General features: G+C 40.9%; 15 protein-coding genes. 14 read left to right on the forward strand and 1 reads right to left on the reverse strand.

The features are described 5' to 3' along the window. The first annotated feature begins 31 nt into the window (after positions 1 to 31). The 9 genes from FC14_RS03555 (at position 32) to holA (ending at position 10,634) form a co-directional block, all read left to right on the forward strand. Positions 32 to 3,466 (forward strand): pyruvate carboxylase, encoded by a 3,435-nt coding sequence (locus tag FC14_RS03555; RefSeq protein ID WP_056976507.1) that lies wholly within the window; start codon positions 32 to 34, stop codon positions 3,464 to 3,466. 160 nt (positions 3,467 to 3,626) lie between these two features. Then, entirely contained in the window at positions 3,627 to 3,923 is a 297-nt protein-coding gene (locus FC14_RS03560) for a YlbG family protein (RefSeq protein WP_050612467.1), read from the forward strand. 7 nt (positions 3,924 to 3,930) lie between these two features. After that, positions 3,931 to 4,491, forward strand: coding sequence for a 16S rRNA (guanine(966)-N(2))-methyltransferase RsmD (gene rsmD / locus FC14_RS03565; RefSeq protein ID WP_056976508.1), 561 nt, complete (start codon positions 3,931 to 3,933; stop codon positions 4,489 to 4,491). Continuing rightward, the gene (gene coaD / locus FC14_RS03570) at positions 4,491 to 4,976 is read left to right on the forward strand and encodes a pantetheine-phosphate adenylyltransferase (protein WP_056976509.1); all 486 of its coding nucleotides are present in this window, start codon (positions 4,491 to 4,493) and stop codon (positions 4,974 to 4,976) included. The genes rsmD and coaD overlap by 1 nt, the downstream gene beginning before the upstream one ends. Continuing rightward, positions 4,969 to 5,988, forward strand: a complete 1,020-nt coding sequence (locus FC14_RS03575; protein WP_056976510.1) for a SepM family pheromone-processing serine protease — start codon at positions 4,969 to 4,971, stop codon at positions 5,986 to 5,988. The genes coaD and FC14_RS03575 overlap by 8 nt, the downstream gene beginning before the upstream one ends. Before the next feature lie 107 nt (positions 5,989 to 6,095). Continuing rightward, positions 6,096 to 6,791, forward strand: a complete 696-nt coding sequence (locus FC14_RS03580) for a helix-hairpin-helix domain-containing protein (protein WP_056976511.1) — start codon at positions 6,096 to 6,098, stop codon at positions 6,789 to 6,791. 40 nt (positions 6,792 to 6,831) lie between these two features. Continuing rightward, complete coding sequence (locus FC14_RS03585) at positions 6,832 to 7,320, forward strand: ComE operon protein 2 (RefSeq protein WP_050612462.1); 489 nt, start codon at positions 6,832 to 6,834, stop codon at positions 7,318 to 7,320. Positions 7,321 to 7,439: 119 nt separating this feature from the next. Next, complete coding sequence (locus tag FC14_RS03590; protein WP_235804498.1) at positions 7,440 to 9,581, forward strand: DNA internalization-related competence protein ComEC/Rec2; 2,142 nt, start codon at positions 7,440 to 7,442, stop codon at positions 9,579 to 9,581. A gap of 30 nt (positions 9,582 to 9,611) precedes the next feature. Continuing rightward, positions 9,612 to 10,634, forward strand: a complete 1,023-nt coding sequence (gene holA / locus FC14_RS03595) for a DNA polymerase III subunit delta (RefSeq protein WP_056976513.1) — start codon at positions 9,612 to 9,614, stop codon at positions 10,632 to 10,634. A 41-nt stretch (positions 10,635 to 10,675) separates the two neighbouring features. Here holA and rpsT read toward each other — a convergent pair whose 3' ends face one another. Next, entirely contained in the window at positions 10,676 to 10,930 is a 255-nt protein-coding gene (gene rpsT, locus FC14_RS03600; RefSeq protein WP_056976514.1) for a 30S ribosomal protein S20, read from the reverse strand. A gap of 277 nt (positions 10,931 to 11,207) precedes the next feature. Here rpsT and rpsO point away from each other — a divergent pair, with 277 nt between their 5' ends. The 5 genes from rpsO to tuf all read left to right on the forward strand — a co-directional run bounded on the left by rpsO (position 11,208) and on the right by tuf (position 16,586). Beyond that, on the forward strand, positions 11,208 to 11,462 hold the full coding sequence (gene rpsO, locus FC14_RS03605) for a 30S ribosomal protein S15 (RefSeq protein ID WP_050612458.1): 255 nt from the start codon (positions 11,208 to 11,210) through the stop codon (positions 11,460 to 11,462). 181 nt (positions 11,463 to 11,643) lie between these two features. Further along, positions 11,644 to 12,516, forward strand: coding sequence for a 4-hydroxy-tetrahydrodipicolinate synthase (gene dapA / locus FC14_RS03610; protein WP_056976515.1), 873 nt, complete (start codon positions 11,644 to 11,646; stop codon positions 12,514 to 12,516). A 13-nt stretch (positions 12,517 to 12,529) separates the two neighbouring features. After that, positions 12,530 to 14,227 carry a ribonuclease J gene (locus FC14_RS03615; RefSeq protein ID WP_056976516.1) on the forward strand — a complete coding sequence of 566 codons (1,698 nt, stop codon included), beginning with the start codon at positions 12,530 to 12,532 and terminating at the stop codon, positions 14,225 to 14,227. Between the two features lie 69 nt (positions 14,228 to 14,296). Then, on the forward strand, positions 14,297 to 15,193 hold the full coding sequence (locus FC14_RS03620) for a hypothetical protein (RefSeq protein WP_056976517.1): 897 nt from the start codon (positions 14,297 to 14,299) through the stop codon (positions 15,191 to 15,193). 205 nt (positions 15,194 to 15,398) lie between these two features. Continuing rightward, positions 15,399 to 16,586 (forward strand): elongation factor Tu, encoded by a 1,188-nt coding sequence (tuf, locus tag FC14_RS03625; protein ID WP_056976518.1) that lies wholly within the window; start codon positions 15,399 to 15,401, stop codon positions 16,584 to 16,586. The last annotated feature ends 88 nt before the right edge of the window (positions 16,587 to 16,674 follow it).

The raw sequence follows: 16,674 nt of genomic DNA on the forward strand, positions 1-16,674 counted from the left end.
TAAGTGGTTTGACGGAAAGTGGTGTTAAATAATGAAAAAAATCTTAGTCGCTAACCGTGGCGAAATTGCTGTTAGAATTATCCGGGCTTGTCATGAGTTGAATTTAAAGACCGTAGCTGTTTATGCTAAGGAAGATGAGTATGGAATTCATCGCTTTAAGGCTGATGAAGCATACTTGATTGGTCAAGGTAAAAAGCCAATTGAAGCATATTTGGATATGGATGACATTATTAGGGTAGCCAAGATGACGGGCGCAGATGCCATTCATCCGGGTTATGGTTTCTTGTCTGAAAATGAAGAGTTTGCAGAAAAATGTGCTGCTGCCGGGATAACATTTATCGGGCCGTCAGTACGCCAATTAGCCATTTTTGGGGATAAAATTGAGGCTAAGGAAGTGGCTCATAAAGCGGGCTTAAAGACAATTCCAGGAAGCAATGCGCCGGTTAAGTCGATTGTTGAGGTTAGGGAATTTGCTAACAAGTATGGTTATCCAATTATGGTTAAAGCTGCCCTAGGTGGTGGTGGTCGCGGGATGCGGATTGTCCGCGACGACGAAGAGTTAGAAGAAGCATATAACCGTGCTAGAAGTGAAGCAATGCAGTCATTTGGTGACGATGAACTGTATGTCGAGAAGTACCTATTGAATCCTAAGCATATTGAAGTTCAAATCTTAGGAGATAAACATGGTAATGTTTTGCACCTATTTGAACGTGATTGCTCAGTGCAAAGACGGAATCAAAAAGTGATTGAATTTGCACCAAGTATTTCCTTATCCGAAGAACGGCGGCAAGAAATTTGCCAAGCAGCGGTTCGCCTAGCTAAGAGTGTTAACTATCAAAACGCAGGGACGGTTGAATTCTTAGTGACGGACGATGATTTTTATTTCATCGAAGTTAACCCCCGTATCCAGGTTGAACACACAACCACCGAAATGATTACGGAAATTGATATTGTCCAAGCGCAAATTCAGATTGCGGATGGCAAGGACTTGTTTAAAGATTTACATTTACCAAAACAAGAGGATATGTCTTATCGTGGGGTCGCAATCCAATGTCGGATTACAACCGAAGATCCTGAGAATAATTTCATGCCTGATACTGGTAAGATTGAAACTTATCGGTCACCAGGTGGGTTTGGGGTACGGTTGGATGGTGGTAATGCCTACACAGGGGCGGTTATCACCCCATACTTTGACTCCTTGTTGGTAAAAGCTTGTGTTCAGGCTCGAAATTTCCCAGAAGCAGTTGCTAAGATGGACCGGGTCTTAACTGAATTTCAAATTCGGGGAGTTAAGACTAACATTGAGTTCATGCAAAAAGTCTTAAACCACCCAACCTTCCAAAAGGGACAAGCCCACACCACTTTTGTTGACCATACTCCTGAATTGTTCCACTTTGAAAGAAAGCCAAGCACCACTAACCACTTATTGAAGTATATTTCTGATGTAACGGTTAACGGTTTCCCAGGGACAACTCACCATAAGAAAGTCTTTGTTCCTGATATTAAGCTGGAAACCGACTTTGAAGAAACACCAGCTAAGGAAAATGCCAAGTCAGTCTTTGACCGTAACGGGGTTGAAGCAGCTATGAATTGGGTCAAGCAACAAGAAAAGGTTTTAATTACGGATACAACTATGCGTGATGCTCACCAAAGTTTATTTGCTACCCGGATGCGGACTAAGGATATGTTGCCTGTAATTGAAAACTACGAAAAGGCCTTTCCAAATGTGTTCTCCGCTGAAGTTTGGGGTGGGGCAACCTTTGATGTGGCTTACCGCTTCTTAAATGAAGATCCATGGGAACGTTTGAAGATTATGAGAAAGCAGATGCCACATACGCTCTTGCAGATGTTACTTCGTGGTTCAAATGCGGTTGGTTATAAGAATTATCCAGATAATGTGTTGAAGGAATTTATTAGCCGCTCTGCCCAAAATGGGGTAGATGTCTTTAGGGTCTTCGATAGCTTGAACTGGGTTGTGCAAATGGAAAAACCAATTGAGTTTGTTCGCGATGTTGGTAAGATTGCCGAAGGAACGATGTGCTACACTGGTGACATTTTAAATCCAGCTGAACGTAAGTATAGCTTAGATTACTACCGCTCCTTAGCTCATGATTTAGTGGGAGCCGGGTCACAAATCATCGGTATTAAGGATATGGCTGGGCTGCTGAAGCCAAAAGCCGCTTATGAATTGGTAAGTGCCTTGAAAGCTGATTTAGATGTACCAATTCATTTGCATACGCACGATACGACTGGTAACGGGGTAGCAACTTTAGTAGAAGCAACCCGTGCAGGAGTGGACGTAGTCGATGTGGCTGCTAGTTCGCTGTCAGGAACGACTAGTCAACCAAGTATGTCTAGTTTCTACTATGCCCTCGAAGGAAACAAGCGCCAACCAGACATGAATATGACTAACGTTGAAAAGGTAAACCGTTACTGGGGTGGGATTAAGCCATTCTACCAAGACTTTATGAATGGAACGACTTCCCCACAAACGGATATCTATCAAACAGAAATGCCTGGGGGCCAATACTCCAACTTACAACAACAAGCTAAGGCATTGGGCATTGAGGACTTTGAATTAGTCAAGAAAACTTATCGTGAAGTTAATGAACTTTTAGGTGACATTATTAAGGTGACACCTAGTTCTAAAGTCGTGGGTGATTTTGCAATCTTTATGATTCAAAATAACCTGAACTCAGAAAATATCTTTAAGCTAGGTAAAACCCTAGACTTCCCAGAGTCTGTAGTTGACTTCTTTGCCGGTGACATTGGCCAACCTGTTGGTGGTTTCCCTGAAAAGCTTCAAAAATTAGTGCTTAAAGACCGCAAACCAATTACGGTTCGTCCAGGGAGCTTAGCAGCCCCAGTTGACTTTGACCGCGTAAAGAGTGAATTAGCAGAGAAGATTAAGCATGACCCTACGCCAGAAGAAGTCTTATCTTACATTTTATATCCAGAAGTCTTCTTGGGGTATGAAGCCAACGTTGAACGCTTTGGTTCTATGTACGCCTTAGATACAACGACCTTCTACCAAGGGATGCGTCCTGGAGAAACGGTTCACATTGACTTTGCTCCTGGACGTTCCATCATCGTTCGACTTGATTCTATTTCAACCGCTGATGATGCCGGTAACCGGAGTATCTTCTACTCGTTGAATGGTCAAACAATTCAAATCATGATTCACGATAAGAGTAAGGAAGCTAAGGTCAAGAGTATTCCTAAGGCAGAACCAACCAATCCAAACCACGTTGGGGCAACTTTAAGTGGATCTGTTTTGGAAATGTTAGTTGAAAAAGGTCAGGTTGTTAAGAAGGGCACGCCATTAGTAGTTACCGAAGCAATGAAGATGGAAACAACTATTAAGGCGCCGTTTGACGGAAAGGTAACCCATATCTATGTCAAGGATGGCGATGTCTTAGAAAGCCAAGACTTATTGCTAGAACTAACCCCGGTTAAATCAAAATAGAAAATGACCGTGGCTAAAAAGTATTGAACTAGTTATTTGCTAGCTAGCTCAATGCTTTTTTTGTTATAATTAACAAGAAAGTTCGAGCGCAATCTTTGCGCAGGTAATGGTTGGCTTAAAGTTAACTAAGATAATTTAGGAAGAAAGGTAGCTGGCTAAAGTGGCGTTTGAGGTAAGAAAACGACAGGGAGTCTTTGTTTATTTATATCATTTAAAGCAAAGTAAGCAGTTAAGAAAGTATGGTAGTATTCAATACGTTTCTCGCAAAATGAAGTACGTCTTACTTTACTTAGACCGTAGTCAAGTTGAAGAAACGGTGGCTAAGCTTAAGCAACTTAGGTATGTTAAAGAAGTGCTAGTATCTAAGCGGCCTGAGCTCCCAACTAATTTTGATAACTCGTTGGGGAAATTTAAATTAACCGAAGAAGATCAAGAAAAATTTAGAGATAAAGAGTGAGATTAAGATGAGAATTATTGCAGGTGAATTTGGGGGGCGTCGTCTGAAAGCTGTTCCTGGTATGAAAACCCGACCAACAACGGATAAGATTAAGGAGTCAATGTTTAATATTATCGGTCCTTACTTTGATGGCGGGAGAGCGCTTGACCTCTTTGCAGGTAGCGGTGGCTTAAGTATTGAGGCCGTTTCTCGCGGTGTTGACCAAGCTGTTTTAATTGATAGACAATACCAGGCGATTAAAACGATTAAGGAAAATATTGCGGTTACTAAAAATGAAGCCGCATTTACCGTTATTAAAGGGGATGCTAAGAAGGTAATTTACCAATTAGCGCAGAAGAAAGAACAGTTTAATTACGTCTTTTTAGATCCGCCTTACAAGCAACAAGAAATTCTAAAGATGATAGCAGAGCTAGTTCAATTAGAGTTACTAGCTCCTAATGCTTTAATTGTTTGTGAAACCGACCAAAATGCAAACTTACCGATGAGTTTAGCGGGATTTAGTTGCTACAAGCAAGTCGATTATGGGATTACGGAGCTAACTTTTTATGTTTATCAGGGGGAAGTTTAATGAAAGCAGTTTTTCCGGGAAGTTTTGACCCCTTAACTAATGGCCACCTTGATTTAATTAAGCGTGCTAGTGGCTTGTTTGAAGAAGTAATCGTGGCAATTGCGACGAATACGGCCAAACAACCTTTATTCAGTCCCCAAGAAAAAATGACCTTAGTAAATAGCGCCATTAAGGGTTTGCCAAACGTTTCGGCGGTTGCAATCCCTTCGGACTTAACGGTTAATGTGGCGCGTAAACTAGGGGCCAAGGCGATTGTGCGCGGAGTTAGGAATGTACAAGATTTTGAATACGAACAAGGAATTGCCGCAATGAACAAACAGTTAGCCCCTGATTTGGAAACAATCCTGTTGTTTGCACGACCAGAATACACCCTCTTGTCTTCAAGTTTAATTAAGGAAGTAGCAAGATTTCACGGGGACTTAGCCAAGTTTGTTCCGGCTGAAGTGGGACTAGCGCTAAAAAAGAAGATGGAAAGTGATGACTAAGCTTTTGACTAAAAAAGTAAGGTATCTAATCCTACTTTTAGTGGGGTTATTACTAATATTGTTTTTGCCTCTCCCTTATTACATTGAGCTTCCTGGGAAGGCAGTTCCTGTTAGCGACTACCTTACGGTAACAAGACCTAGTCCTAAAAAGAAGGCGGGTGAATTGCGCCTAGTTTATGTTTCTTTATACCGGGCAAGTCCAGCTACTTACCTTTGGTCTTATACTAACCGGTTTGCTAGCCGAATTCCGACTAAGGAAATTACCGGCGAAAATAATAATAGTGACTATAATAAAATTCAAGCCTACTATATGCAAGATGCGCTTAACGAAGCAGAGTATGTGGCCTTAAAAGCAGCCCACTATCAAGTTAAACGTAAGTATCAAGGCATTTATGTAATGTCGCTTCTAAAAAACTCCACTTTTAAAGGTAAATTACAAGTTGGGGATGTGATTACTGCAATTAACGGTAAGACTTACCAGTCAAGCGGGGAATTTGTAAAGGCGGTCCAAAGGTTGAAGTACGGCAGCCGGGTGCAAGTTTCCTATTTACGTAATCAGACGCCAAAAGTAAGTTGGGGTAGAATTGTTAAATTGGCTGGAAGTAATAAAACTGGCTTAGGTATCAGTTTAGCCGATAAAAGCCGGATTCAAACGCCAGTAAGTTTCAAGACTAATGTAGACGATATTGGCGGACCATCCGCTGGGTTGATGTTTAGCCTGGAACTCTATAATCAGTTGACCTCTAAGCAGCTACTAAGGGGGCGTAACGTTGCGGGCACGGGAACGATTAGTGCGGATGGTAAGGTCGGTCCCATTGGTGGGGTTGATAAAAAAGTTATTGCTAGCGCCAAGGCTAAGGCTGATATTTTCTTTGTGCCTGCTCAATCAGAGCCGGGGGCTATTAGTAACTATCAATTGGCTAAAAAGACGGCCAAGCAAATTAAAACTAAAATGAAAATCGTGCCGGTAGCGAGTTTTTCAGAGGCAGTAACTTATTTAGAAGAAAATTAATCTGACGAGCTGTGATAAATTTGAAAAAATTTATTGCAGCTTTTTTTGATTAAAAAAAACAAATCGCGTCTTTTTTGCGTATCTTAAATATGAAGGGAGGAAAAAAGATGTTAACGGAGCTAATGGAATTTTGGGAAGAAAATAAGTTCAAGCTATGTTTGCTAGGAATAGTCCTTTTACTTGGAGGGGGGTATTTTGCTTGGAATAGGGTTACTAAGCCAGGTGAGGATAGTTTGATGGCAGTAACTAGTTCAAGTGGAGTTAGTAGTCAACTAAGCGCAACCGTTAGTCAATTTAGCCAAAATAAAACTGCTACAAGAATATACGTTGATGTAAAGGGGGCGGTAAAAAAGCCGGGGGTTTACCAGGTTCCGGCAAACGTTAGGGTTAATTATGTCTTAGCCAAAGCGGGGGGGTTAACTGCTGATGCTGACTTAAAACAGGTGAACCTGGCGAGTCAGCTAGTAGATCAGATGATTGTCTACATTCCTCAACAAGGAGAGACTCCGGAGATAAACAGTCCAATTTTAATTAAAAACCAAGCAGCCTCGGCAGAGACGGAGGCTACTAGCGAAGTTGCTGGAACTGAAGGCCAAGGAGAAACTGATGCAAGTAAGATTAATTTGAATACAGCTACAAAAGAACAGCTAATGGAATTAACCGGAATAGGTGATAAAAAAGCGGAGCAAATAATTGCTTACAGACAAGAGCATGGAAAGTTTAACAGCATTGATGACCTCAAAAATGTTTCGGGGATTGGAGACAAAACCTTTGCTTCCATCTCTAGTCGACTAACGGTGTGAATGTTATACTATGAATTAAGAATTTAGTGAGGTGAATCTAATGACTGAAAAAAGAATCCCTTGGGACCAATACTTTATGTTGCAAGCAGTATTGCTATCCTTACGGAGTACTTGCAATCGGTTGGCCGTAGGGGCTATTTTAGTACGGGATAAGCGGATAATAGCCGGTGGTTACAATGGCTCTGTTTCGGGGGATGATCATTGTTTAGATGCAGGTTGCTATATCGTTGACGGTCACTGTTTGCGGACGATTCATGCTGAAATGAACGCCGTGTTACAATGTGCTAAATTTGGGGTAGCGACCGCTGATGCCGAAGTATACGTAACGGATTTTCCATGTTTACAGTGCACAAAGATGCTATTACAAGCAGGGATTAAAAAGATATATTACCTGCGCAATTATCACAATGATGATTATGCTGTTAGGTTGTTAAAATTAAAAAATGTGGCTGTTTCTCAAGTTAAAATTGATAAGGAATACTTGCACATGGTCGCCGCTAGTCAATTAAAGATTTCCTTAGATGACTAGGAGTTCTTCTGCTAGAACTTAGTTTATTTTTAGCGGCACTAAGTGCGATTTCACTCAGTTTTTTATGGCTTAATTTCACATGGCTTGGTCTTAGTATCTGGTTATTACTACTGGTTAGAATGGTTTGTTTGAAGCAACCACGAATTCTAATAGGGAACCTAGTATTTGCGCTGTGTTTTTCACTAAGTGTCATTAACTTTCAAAGAAGTTTTCAAAGTAAAATTTATCCAAAGCAGACACCCATAACGGGGCAACTGCAGGTGTATGCTGATCAAACTAAGGTCAATGGCAATCTAGTGACGTTGGAAGCCTACTGTCCGCAGATAAAACAAAAGGTCCAAGCCTTTTACCAATTAAAGAATCAAGACCAGCAGCAATGGTGGCTTGAAAATCAGGCAAACTTGCAAGTTGACTTTACTGGTAAAATTAACGGAATTAATGTTCCTACGAACGAAAACGAATTTGATTACCGTCGTTTTTGTGAAACAAAGAAGATTGCCAATTCGATTTATATTCAAGCAGCTAGTCCGCAGCCTGAGAAAAAACCAGGCTTAGTGGGGCAACTTCATGAGGTGCGCAGGAGGTTGATGCTTTATTTTGCCCGCTTACCACAGCCGTTGGGAAATTACGCCGCGGTCTTATTGATAGGTTATCAACCCCAAGTCTTCGCTGATACCTTAGACCAAATTCGTAATTTAGGGCTCTTATACCTATTTTGTCTATCGGGCATGCATGTTTTTTACCTGCTGTTAGTTATTAAGCGAATCTGTAGGTTAGTAAAACTAAGTCAAGAAGCTACTAATTTACTGACTTTATGTATCATTCCAATCTACGCCCTCCTGGGAGGAGCATCGTTAAGCCTATTAAGAGCAAGTGGGATGGTTTTTATAGCCAATTTAATGAAATTGTTAGGGGTTCGGCCTTGGAATTCGTTGAATTCATGGTCACTAGTTGTGCTCGTCAATTTACTAGTTAATCCTGCAGTCGTCTTTAGTTTAGGTGCCCAGTTAAGTTACTTATTAACCTTGATGATTTTAATTGCCCCTAAGCTTAGTGATATTAAGTTAGGTGTTTATTTAAATCTACTTAGTTTACCCTTAATCTTATGGCAAACATACAAGTGGAATTTACTGACGATGGCGCTGACTATTTTAATAATCCCCATTTTTGAATGGTTGATTTTACCAAGCGTAGTTTTGGGAACTATGTGTCATTGGTTAAGGCCGCTGTGCAACCAAGTTTTAACTGCTTGTAGCCTGGGTTTTGCCTTGTTAAAACGGCTGCCAATGGAAGTCGTTTTTGGAAAACCGCCGTTAACTATAGTTTGTTTTTGGCTAGGGTTAACGTTATTGCTATTGGTTAAACCAAAGAAAAGGTTAGTTATCTGTTTATTGCTGACCTATGGGTTAACCTTTATGATGATTCACTTGCCCCTTACAAGTGAAGTGGTTTATTTCGATGTAGGTCAAGGAGACGCAACCTTGATTAGAGATAAATTTAACCGGACGGTGACGTTAATTGATACAGGTGGTAAGGTGGCATTTACCAAGGAAAAATGGCAAGTCCGGCAAAGTAAGACGGCGGGGCAGACCGTGATTGCTAATTACTTATTGAGTAAAGGGGTCGGGCGGATTGATCAGCTGGTTTTGACTCACCAAGATAGTGATCACGTGGGTAATTTTCCGAGCCTAAGTCAAGTAATAACAATCAAGCAGATTTTTATTCCGGCCGGGATGGAGAAGTTACCTTCGTTTCAAGGGCGGGTGCGACAAGCAAGGTTAAGTCAAACTAAGATTTGGCCGGTAACGGTTGGTAATTCCGCCACCTTAAGGCAAGTTAAACTGTTACACCCGTTTACGGCAGGAAAGGGAACCAATGAATGTTCGCTGGTTTTATGGTACAATTTAAAACGGACTAGTTACTTGTTTATGGGAGATCTAGATCGTGCTAATGAGTTAGTGTTGCTAGCAAAGTATCCTAATTTAACTGCAACGGTCTTGAAGGTGGGCCACCATGGTAGCAAAACTTCATCTGATCCTAGGTTCATAGGCAAAATTAAGCCGCAGTTAGTGATTATTTCTGCGGGCAGACACAATCGTTATGGTCACCCCCACCCAGAGACGCTTGCTACTTTGGCTGCGGCTAACATTCCCTATCGTTTGACAGCTCAGCGGGGGATGATAAAGATAGAGACCGATTTTTTCGGAACTAAGTTAGTCGATTTTGCCCAGCAGACAGGTACTAGTAGCTTTTTGGATTAGATTTTAAATTAAAAGAAAGTTGATATTTTGATGAAAGTAAGTGAATTGGAAAAAAAGCTAGCTCAAGGTGAGTGTGCGCCGGTTTACCTAGTTTTAGGTGCCGAGGAATATAGCATTAACCAAGCCAAAGAAGCTTTTTTAAAATTAGTTCCTAAAGAAGAGCGGGAGTTTAACGTGGGGGCCTACGACATGGAGACGACGCCTTTAGTTGAAGCTTTGAACGACGCTTTAGAGATTCCATTTTTTGGCGATAAGAGGTTGGTTTTTGTTAAGCGCCCCTTATTTTTGACGGCTGAGAGTAAAAAAAGTAAGGTAGAGCATGATATAGATGGGCTAATGAACTATTTAGATAATCCGGAGCCAACTACTGTCTTAGTATTTTTAGCCCCTTATGTTAAGTTAGACGAGCGTAAAAAGGTTACGAAGAAATTAAAAAAGGCCGCGGTACTAGTTGATGCAGCGCCTGCAAGTGAGGGTGAAATTCGTCAAAGGTTAAAAGAAGAATTACAAGCAAAGGGATATACAATTACTGCTGAGGCGCTTGAAGAATTGCTTGTGCGTACGGATGCTAATTTGACCCGGATAATGGCTGAATTACCCAAGTTGACCTTGTTAGCAATGGAAACAAGAGAAATTACGGTAGCTCAAGTTGAGCGGATGGTAACTCGGTCACTAGAACAAAATGTTTTTAAACTAGTTGATTTAGTGCTAGCTAAAAAAGTTCAGGCAGCCTTAGGTTTATACCATGACTTGCTAGAGCAAAAAGAAGAGCCGTTAAAGTTAAATGCGATTTTGCTAGGGCAATTTAGGTTGTTAATCCAAATTCAAGTCCTCGCTGCTAAAGGTTACGCACAAGGAAACATCGCGCAAGTATTAAAGGCGCACCCATACCGGGTAAAGATTGCCTTAAGAAACATTAGGCAGTATCGGTTTGCCCTAAAAGATTTAGCCAGCGCCTATTTAGGGTTAGTTGCAGTGGAAAAGAAGCTTAAATCAACCCAACAGGAAGCGGAGCTATTGTTTCAACTGTTTATGTTGGAATATGTAAAATAAAAAAAGCTAGGAACATTCGTTCCTAGCTTTTTTATGCTTTCTTACTTGGCTAAGCGAGCAGCCATACGTGACTTGTCACGAGCAGCCTTGTTAGCCTTGATAAGACCCTTTGATAAGGCCTTGTCAACTGCAGAAACAGCAGCACGGTATAATTCTTCCGTGTTTTCTGCACCAGCAGTCTTAGCTTTTTCGAATTTCTTGATAGCAGTACGCATTTGACTTAATTGTGCTGAGTTTTTTGCGTTAGCTTTTTCGTTTGTTCTTACACGTTCGATAGCGGATTTAATAATTGGCATCAATTTCACCTCCGGTAAATGATTCCGAAACGGTATCATATAAATTTTCAACAGTAATCATTATACAAGAGGCATGAAAACAATGCAATAAAAAAATACGATAAGTGTCAAGAAAATTTCCTTGACATCAGATTGTCAATTTAAAGCTTGTAATTTAATTACTAATCTAGTAAAATTATTAGGTACGGTAAAAAAGTACTAGACCCCTAACTTAGTTTGGCGACGACACCGACGACTTACTCGGTTTGGGGCAACATTTTGAAAGGTGGATAAAATTATGACAAAAAGTGAAATCATGGCAAAGTATGCTCGTCACGAAGGTGACACAGGTTCAGCAGAAGTACAAATTGCTTTATTAACAGCTGACATCAACAAGTTAAACGAACACATTCGTCAACACAAGAAGGACTTCGCTTCACAACGTGGTTTGATGAAGAAGATTGGTCACCGTCGTAACTTATTAGCATACTTACGTAAGACTGACGTACAACGTTACCGTGAATTAATCAAGAGCTTAGGTTTACGTCGTTAATAAAATTTTTAAGGCAGCAGGGTCTAATGGCTTTGCTGCCTTTTTAATTGAGAAAATCGCTTATTAGTTAAGAATATGGTATAATTAACCTTCAGTGATATACGAATAAGCGACTTTCTCACAAGCACGTCATTACTGACGATTTGAGAAAATAGCAAGTAAAGCTAAGGAAGGTAACGAGATGAAGTTTGACAATACAGAAATTTTAACCGCAATGGTTACTCCCTTTGATGAAAAGGGTGAACTTAGTTTAACAAGATTGGAGAAATTAATTAATCATTTATTGGCTACAGGTACTGAAGGGTTATTAGTAAATGGGACGACGGGTGAAGGCCCAACCCTAGAACATGATGAAAAGCTAGCCTTAATCAAAGCAGCGGCTAAAATTATTGCTGGCCGGGTACCATTGATGGTTGGCACTGGTTCCAATAATACTAAGCAGACAATCGCCTTTACCAAGGAAGTAGCTGCTATTGAGGGTGTAGATGCAGCCTTAGTGGTAGTTCCTTACTATAATAAGCCCAACCAAAAGGGGATGATTGCCCACTTTGAAGCCGTGGCTGACGCGAGTGATTTACCAATTTTTATCTACAATATTCCTGGCAGGACTGGAGTGACAATGGAAGTTGCTACCGTAGCCAAATTGGCACAGCATCCTAATATCATTGGAATTAAGGATTGCACGGGCAATGTGGGGTTAGCTAAGTTAGTAGAACAAACTCCGGCTGACTTTTTAGTTTACTCAGGAGAAGATGCTGATGCGTTGGCTGCTAAAGCAGTAGGGGCTCAGGGAATTATTTCTGTGGCGAGCCACATTTATGGCTTAGAAATGCAAGCAATGTATCAAGCTCTAGCTAAGGGTAATTTAGCGGAAGCAGCTAGTTTGATGAGGGCTTTAACACCTAAGATGGAAACTCTTTTCTCTTATCCATCACCAACCCCTGTCAAAGCTGCGCTAAATCATCTTGGCATTGAGGTGGGAGCGACACGCTTACCATTACTAGCTTTGAATGACGTTGAAACAAAAGAAGTATTAGCAAAATTAGAACTCTAAAAGGAGGGTTATGATGGCGAATATAAAGATAATCCCTTTAGGCGGGGTACGTGAAAATGCTAAAAACATGTACGCTGTCGAGGTAGCCGATAGTATTTTTATCTTGGATTGCGGGTTAAAATATCCCGAAAATGAATTATTAGGGATTGACATTGTGATTCCAGATTTTACCTATCTGCGTGAAAATGCTAATAAGATTGTGGGGGTCTTTTTAACCCACGGACACGCTGATGCAATCGGTGCTTTACCATATTTTGTGTCTGAATTTAATGTGCCTGTATTTGGTTCCGAGTTGACAATCGCATTGGCTAAGATTGCCTGCGAAAACGAAGAGCAAGCACGTAAGTTTAAAGATTTCCACATTATTAATGCGGAAACAGAGATTGATTTTACCAGTGCAACGGTATCCTTTTTCAAAACGACGCACTCAATCCCTGAATCATTGGGGATTGTCCTCAAAACGACTGAGGGAAATATCGTTTATACCGGTGACTTTAAGTTTGATCAGACTGCAACGCGGGGCTATCAAACGGATTTAGGTCGACTGGCTTCGCTAGGACAAGAAGGGGTATTGGCCCTCTTAAGTGATTCCGCCAACGCTGAAAATCCTAAGGAAATCGTTAATGAACACGAAATCTATGATTTCATCAGTGAAACCTTTGAATACCGGCGGGGTAGAATTATTGTGGCCTGTGTAGCATCTAACATTTTGCGGGTGCAACAAATTTTTGACGCGGCTGCAGCTAATGAACGCAAGGTCGCTTTAACAGGACATGACGTTGAAAAAGTGGTTAGAACTGCTATGAAACGGGGCAAGTTAACCTTACCGACCGATGACATTTTAGTTAGTCTAGACGAAATTAAGAAATTACCTGATGAACAGGTGGTTATCTTAGAAACGGGGCGTTCGGGTGAGCCGTTAAAATCATTGCAAAAAATGGCTTTAGGCCGGCATCGCCATATCAACATCCATGAAGGCGACCTGGTGTTTATCACCACTACTCCTTCTCACGCAGTAGAAACAATGGTGGCTAAGACCCGGGATATGATTTACCGTGCTGGCGGGGACGTCAAGGCAATTTCTGATGAATTTAACTCCTCTGGTCACGCAAGCCGAAATGATTTGCAACTGTTGTTAAACTTATTGCACCCACAATATCTTATCCCAGTCCAAGGTGAGTACCGCTTGCTAGCAGCTAACGCGCAATGGGCAAGAGAACTGGGGATGGCTGCTGAAAACATCTTCATCCTAGCTAAGGGTGACGTTGCTGAGTATAGTAATGGCAAGATGCTAGTAGTTGGCTCTGTTGAGGCCGGTAATACCATGATTGATGGTTTAGGTGTAGGGGATATCGGTAATATTGTCTTACGTGATCGCAAGATTTTATCAGAAGATGGTATTTTTATTGCGGTAGTAACGATTGACCGGCGCAAGAAAAAGATTGTCGACAGTCCTAAAATTACCTCACGCGGCTTTGTTTACGTTAAGACTAGCCGCGACTTAATGGCAGAAAGTGCTGAAATTGTGACCAAGGTTGTGCAAAGTAATTTAGATAATAAGGAGTTTGATTGGAGTCATTTAAAGCAAGATGTGCGGGAACAATTAAATCACTTCTTATATGAGCAAACCAAGCGGCACCCTGTGATTTTGCCGGTAATTATGGAAATTAACCAATATCACGGTCATAAAAAAGCTAAGAATAAGAATTAATTAACTGCAAAGCTGTGGTAAAAGCGGGTAAGGTACCTTCGTTTTTATCGCAGCTTTATTGTCAAAGGGGTGAGTGCGATTAGTATTAGTGAATTTGAACAGGCGCAAACCTGTTATGAAAAGAAGGATTACCTTAAGGCCAAACAAATTTTGAGTAAGCTATATTTGCAAAAGCAAACCTTGCGGACCAATTATATGTTATTTCAAACCTTAGTGGCTACCGCCGATTACAGCGCGGCCTATCAATTAGCAAGTGATTATTTAAACGATTATTTAGCTAGAAATGGGTGGTTTAAACAGTACCTCCAAGTCGGGGTCAAGGGCGGGCAAAATATTAAGTTATGGCAGCTAGTTAGCCAAATAAGCCCCTACCTTAATGAGGCTGAACAAACGCTAGTGGTAAAAACGCTCCTTGAAACTGGAGAAGATACTCAGTTAAGTAAAAGTTTTAGTCACCTAGGGGCCTTTGAGTTAAAGCAACAAAGAAGAATATATCAAGATGCCTATAGTTTAGCCAAGGAGGTCTGGCTACAAGGTGTGATTCCGATTTTAGTCGACCAAGATGTGCACCCTCTAATTAGAAATACGGCCTTGAGTGATTTACAAAAACTAGCTTACTCCAAGCCGGTTAAAATTAGAACCTTCTTTGAAGAGGAACTAGAATTAGTTCCAAGCCAGTTAGTAGCATTTGAAGATGATCCGGCAGTTCAAGCACAAGAGCAGTTGTTTGCAAAAAAAGTCAATGAAGGTAAGTTAGATGCGCTTTGGCAGCAGGCGGAATTAAAATTAGTATTAATGCTGCTATATCCTGACTTTACCAAGGCTAAAAACTTGCTAGGAGACTACCAACAATGGTATTATCTGTTAGTGGACGAAAATAGTAAGGCTACGCTTGAAAAACAAGTAATGATACTAAGGAAAAAGGTCGAGAAAAGTTTAGCCACTTGGGAAAAAGCCTGGCAGTAATTTTTTTCAACAAATTTTTCATTTAAGTATTTACAAAGTTAATTAGCCTCTATATAATAGTTCAAGGAATTCTTTCTTAACGAGCTAAGCTAGCTAAGAAAGGCTTGGTTTTCTCTTAGGAAAGTAGTATAATAAAAATTAAAGGATTATCGTCAATTTTGATATTGAGGGTATTTCTTGCAAAATATCAGGAGGTTCGTTTTAAATGGCAAAAGAACATTACGAAAGAACAAAACCCCACGTTAACATTGGTACAATCGGCCACGTTGACCACGGTAAAACTACTTTAACAGCAGCTATCACAAAGGTTTTAGCTGAAAAAGGATTGGCAGAAGCTTCTGACTACGCTTCTATCGATGCTGCTCCAGAAGAACGTGAACGTGGTATCACTATCAACACTGCCCACGTTGAATACGAAACAGAAACTCGTCACTACGCTCACATTGACGCTCCAGGACACGCTGACTACGTTAAGAACATGATCACTGGTGCTGCTCAAATGGATGGTGCTATCTTAGTTGTTGCTGCTACTGATGGTCCTATGCCACAAACTCGTGAACACATCTTGTTAGCTCGCCAAGTTGGTGTTGAATACATCGTTGTATTCTTGAACAAGTGCGACTTAGTTGACGATGAAGAATTGTTAGACTTAGTTGAAATGGAAGTTCGTGACTTATTATCAGAATACGACTTCCCTGGTGATGACATTCCTGTTGTCCGTGGTTCTGCATTGAAGGCTCTTGAAGGCGATGCAGAAGCTGAAAAGCAAATCGAAGAATTAATGAACGTTGTTGACGAATACATCCCAACTCCAGAACGTCCAACTGACAAGCCATTCTTGATGCCTGTTGAAGATGTCTTCACTATCACAGGTCGTGGTACTGTTGCTTCTGGTCGTATCGACCGTGGTACAGTTAAAGTTGGTGACGAAGTTGAAATCGTTGGTTTGAAAGACGATGTTGTTAAGACAACTGTTACTGGTGTTGAAATGTTCCGTAAGACACTTGACGAAGGTGAAGCCGGCGATAACATCGGTGCTTTACTTCGTGGTGTTGACCGTACACAAGTTGAACGTGGTCAAGTTTTAGCTAAGCCAGGCTCAATCCAAACTCACAAGAAGTTCAAGGGTGAAGTTTATGTCTTAACTAAAGAAGAAGGTGGACGTCACACTCCATTCTTCTCAAACTACCGTCCACAATTCTACTTCCACACAACTGACGTTACAGGTGTTATCGAATTACCTGAAGGTGTGGAAATGGTTATGCCTGGGGACAACGTTACATTTACTGTTGAATTGATCGCTCCAGTTGCCATCGAAAAAGGTCTTAAGTTCACTGTTCGTGAAGGTGGCCGTACTGTTGGTGCCGGTGTCGTTTCAGAAATCGACGACTAATACTAACGTAATGTTTTATAAGAAACTCGGAATTTATGTTCCGAGTTTTTTATTTGCTTAAAATGGGTGCAAAACATTTACAAATAAG

The organism is Ligilactobacillus agilis DSM 20509, assembly GCF_001436215.1.
In the GTDB taxonomy this organism is placed as follows: Bacteria; Bacillota; Bacilli; order Lactobacillales; family Lactobacillaceae; genus Ligilactobacillus; species Ligilactobacillus agilis.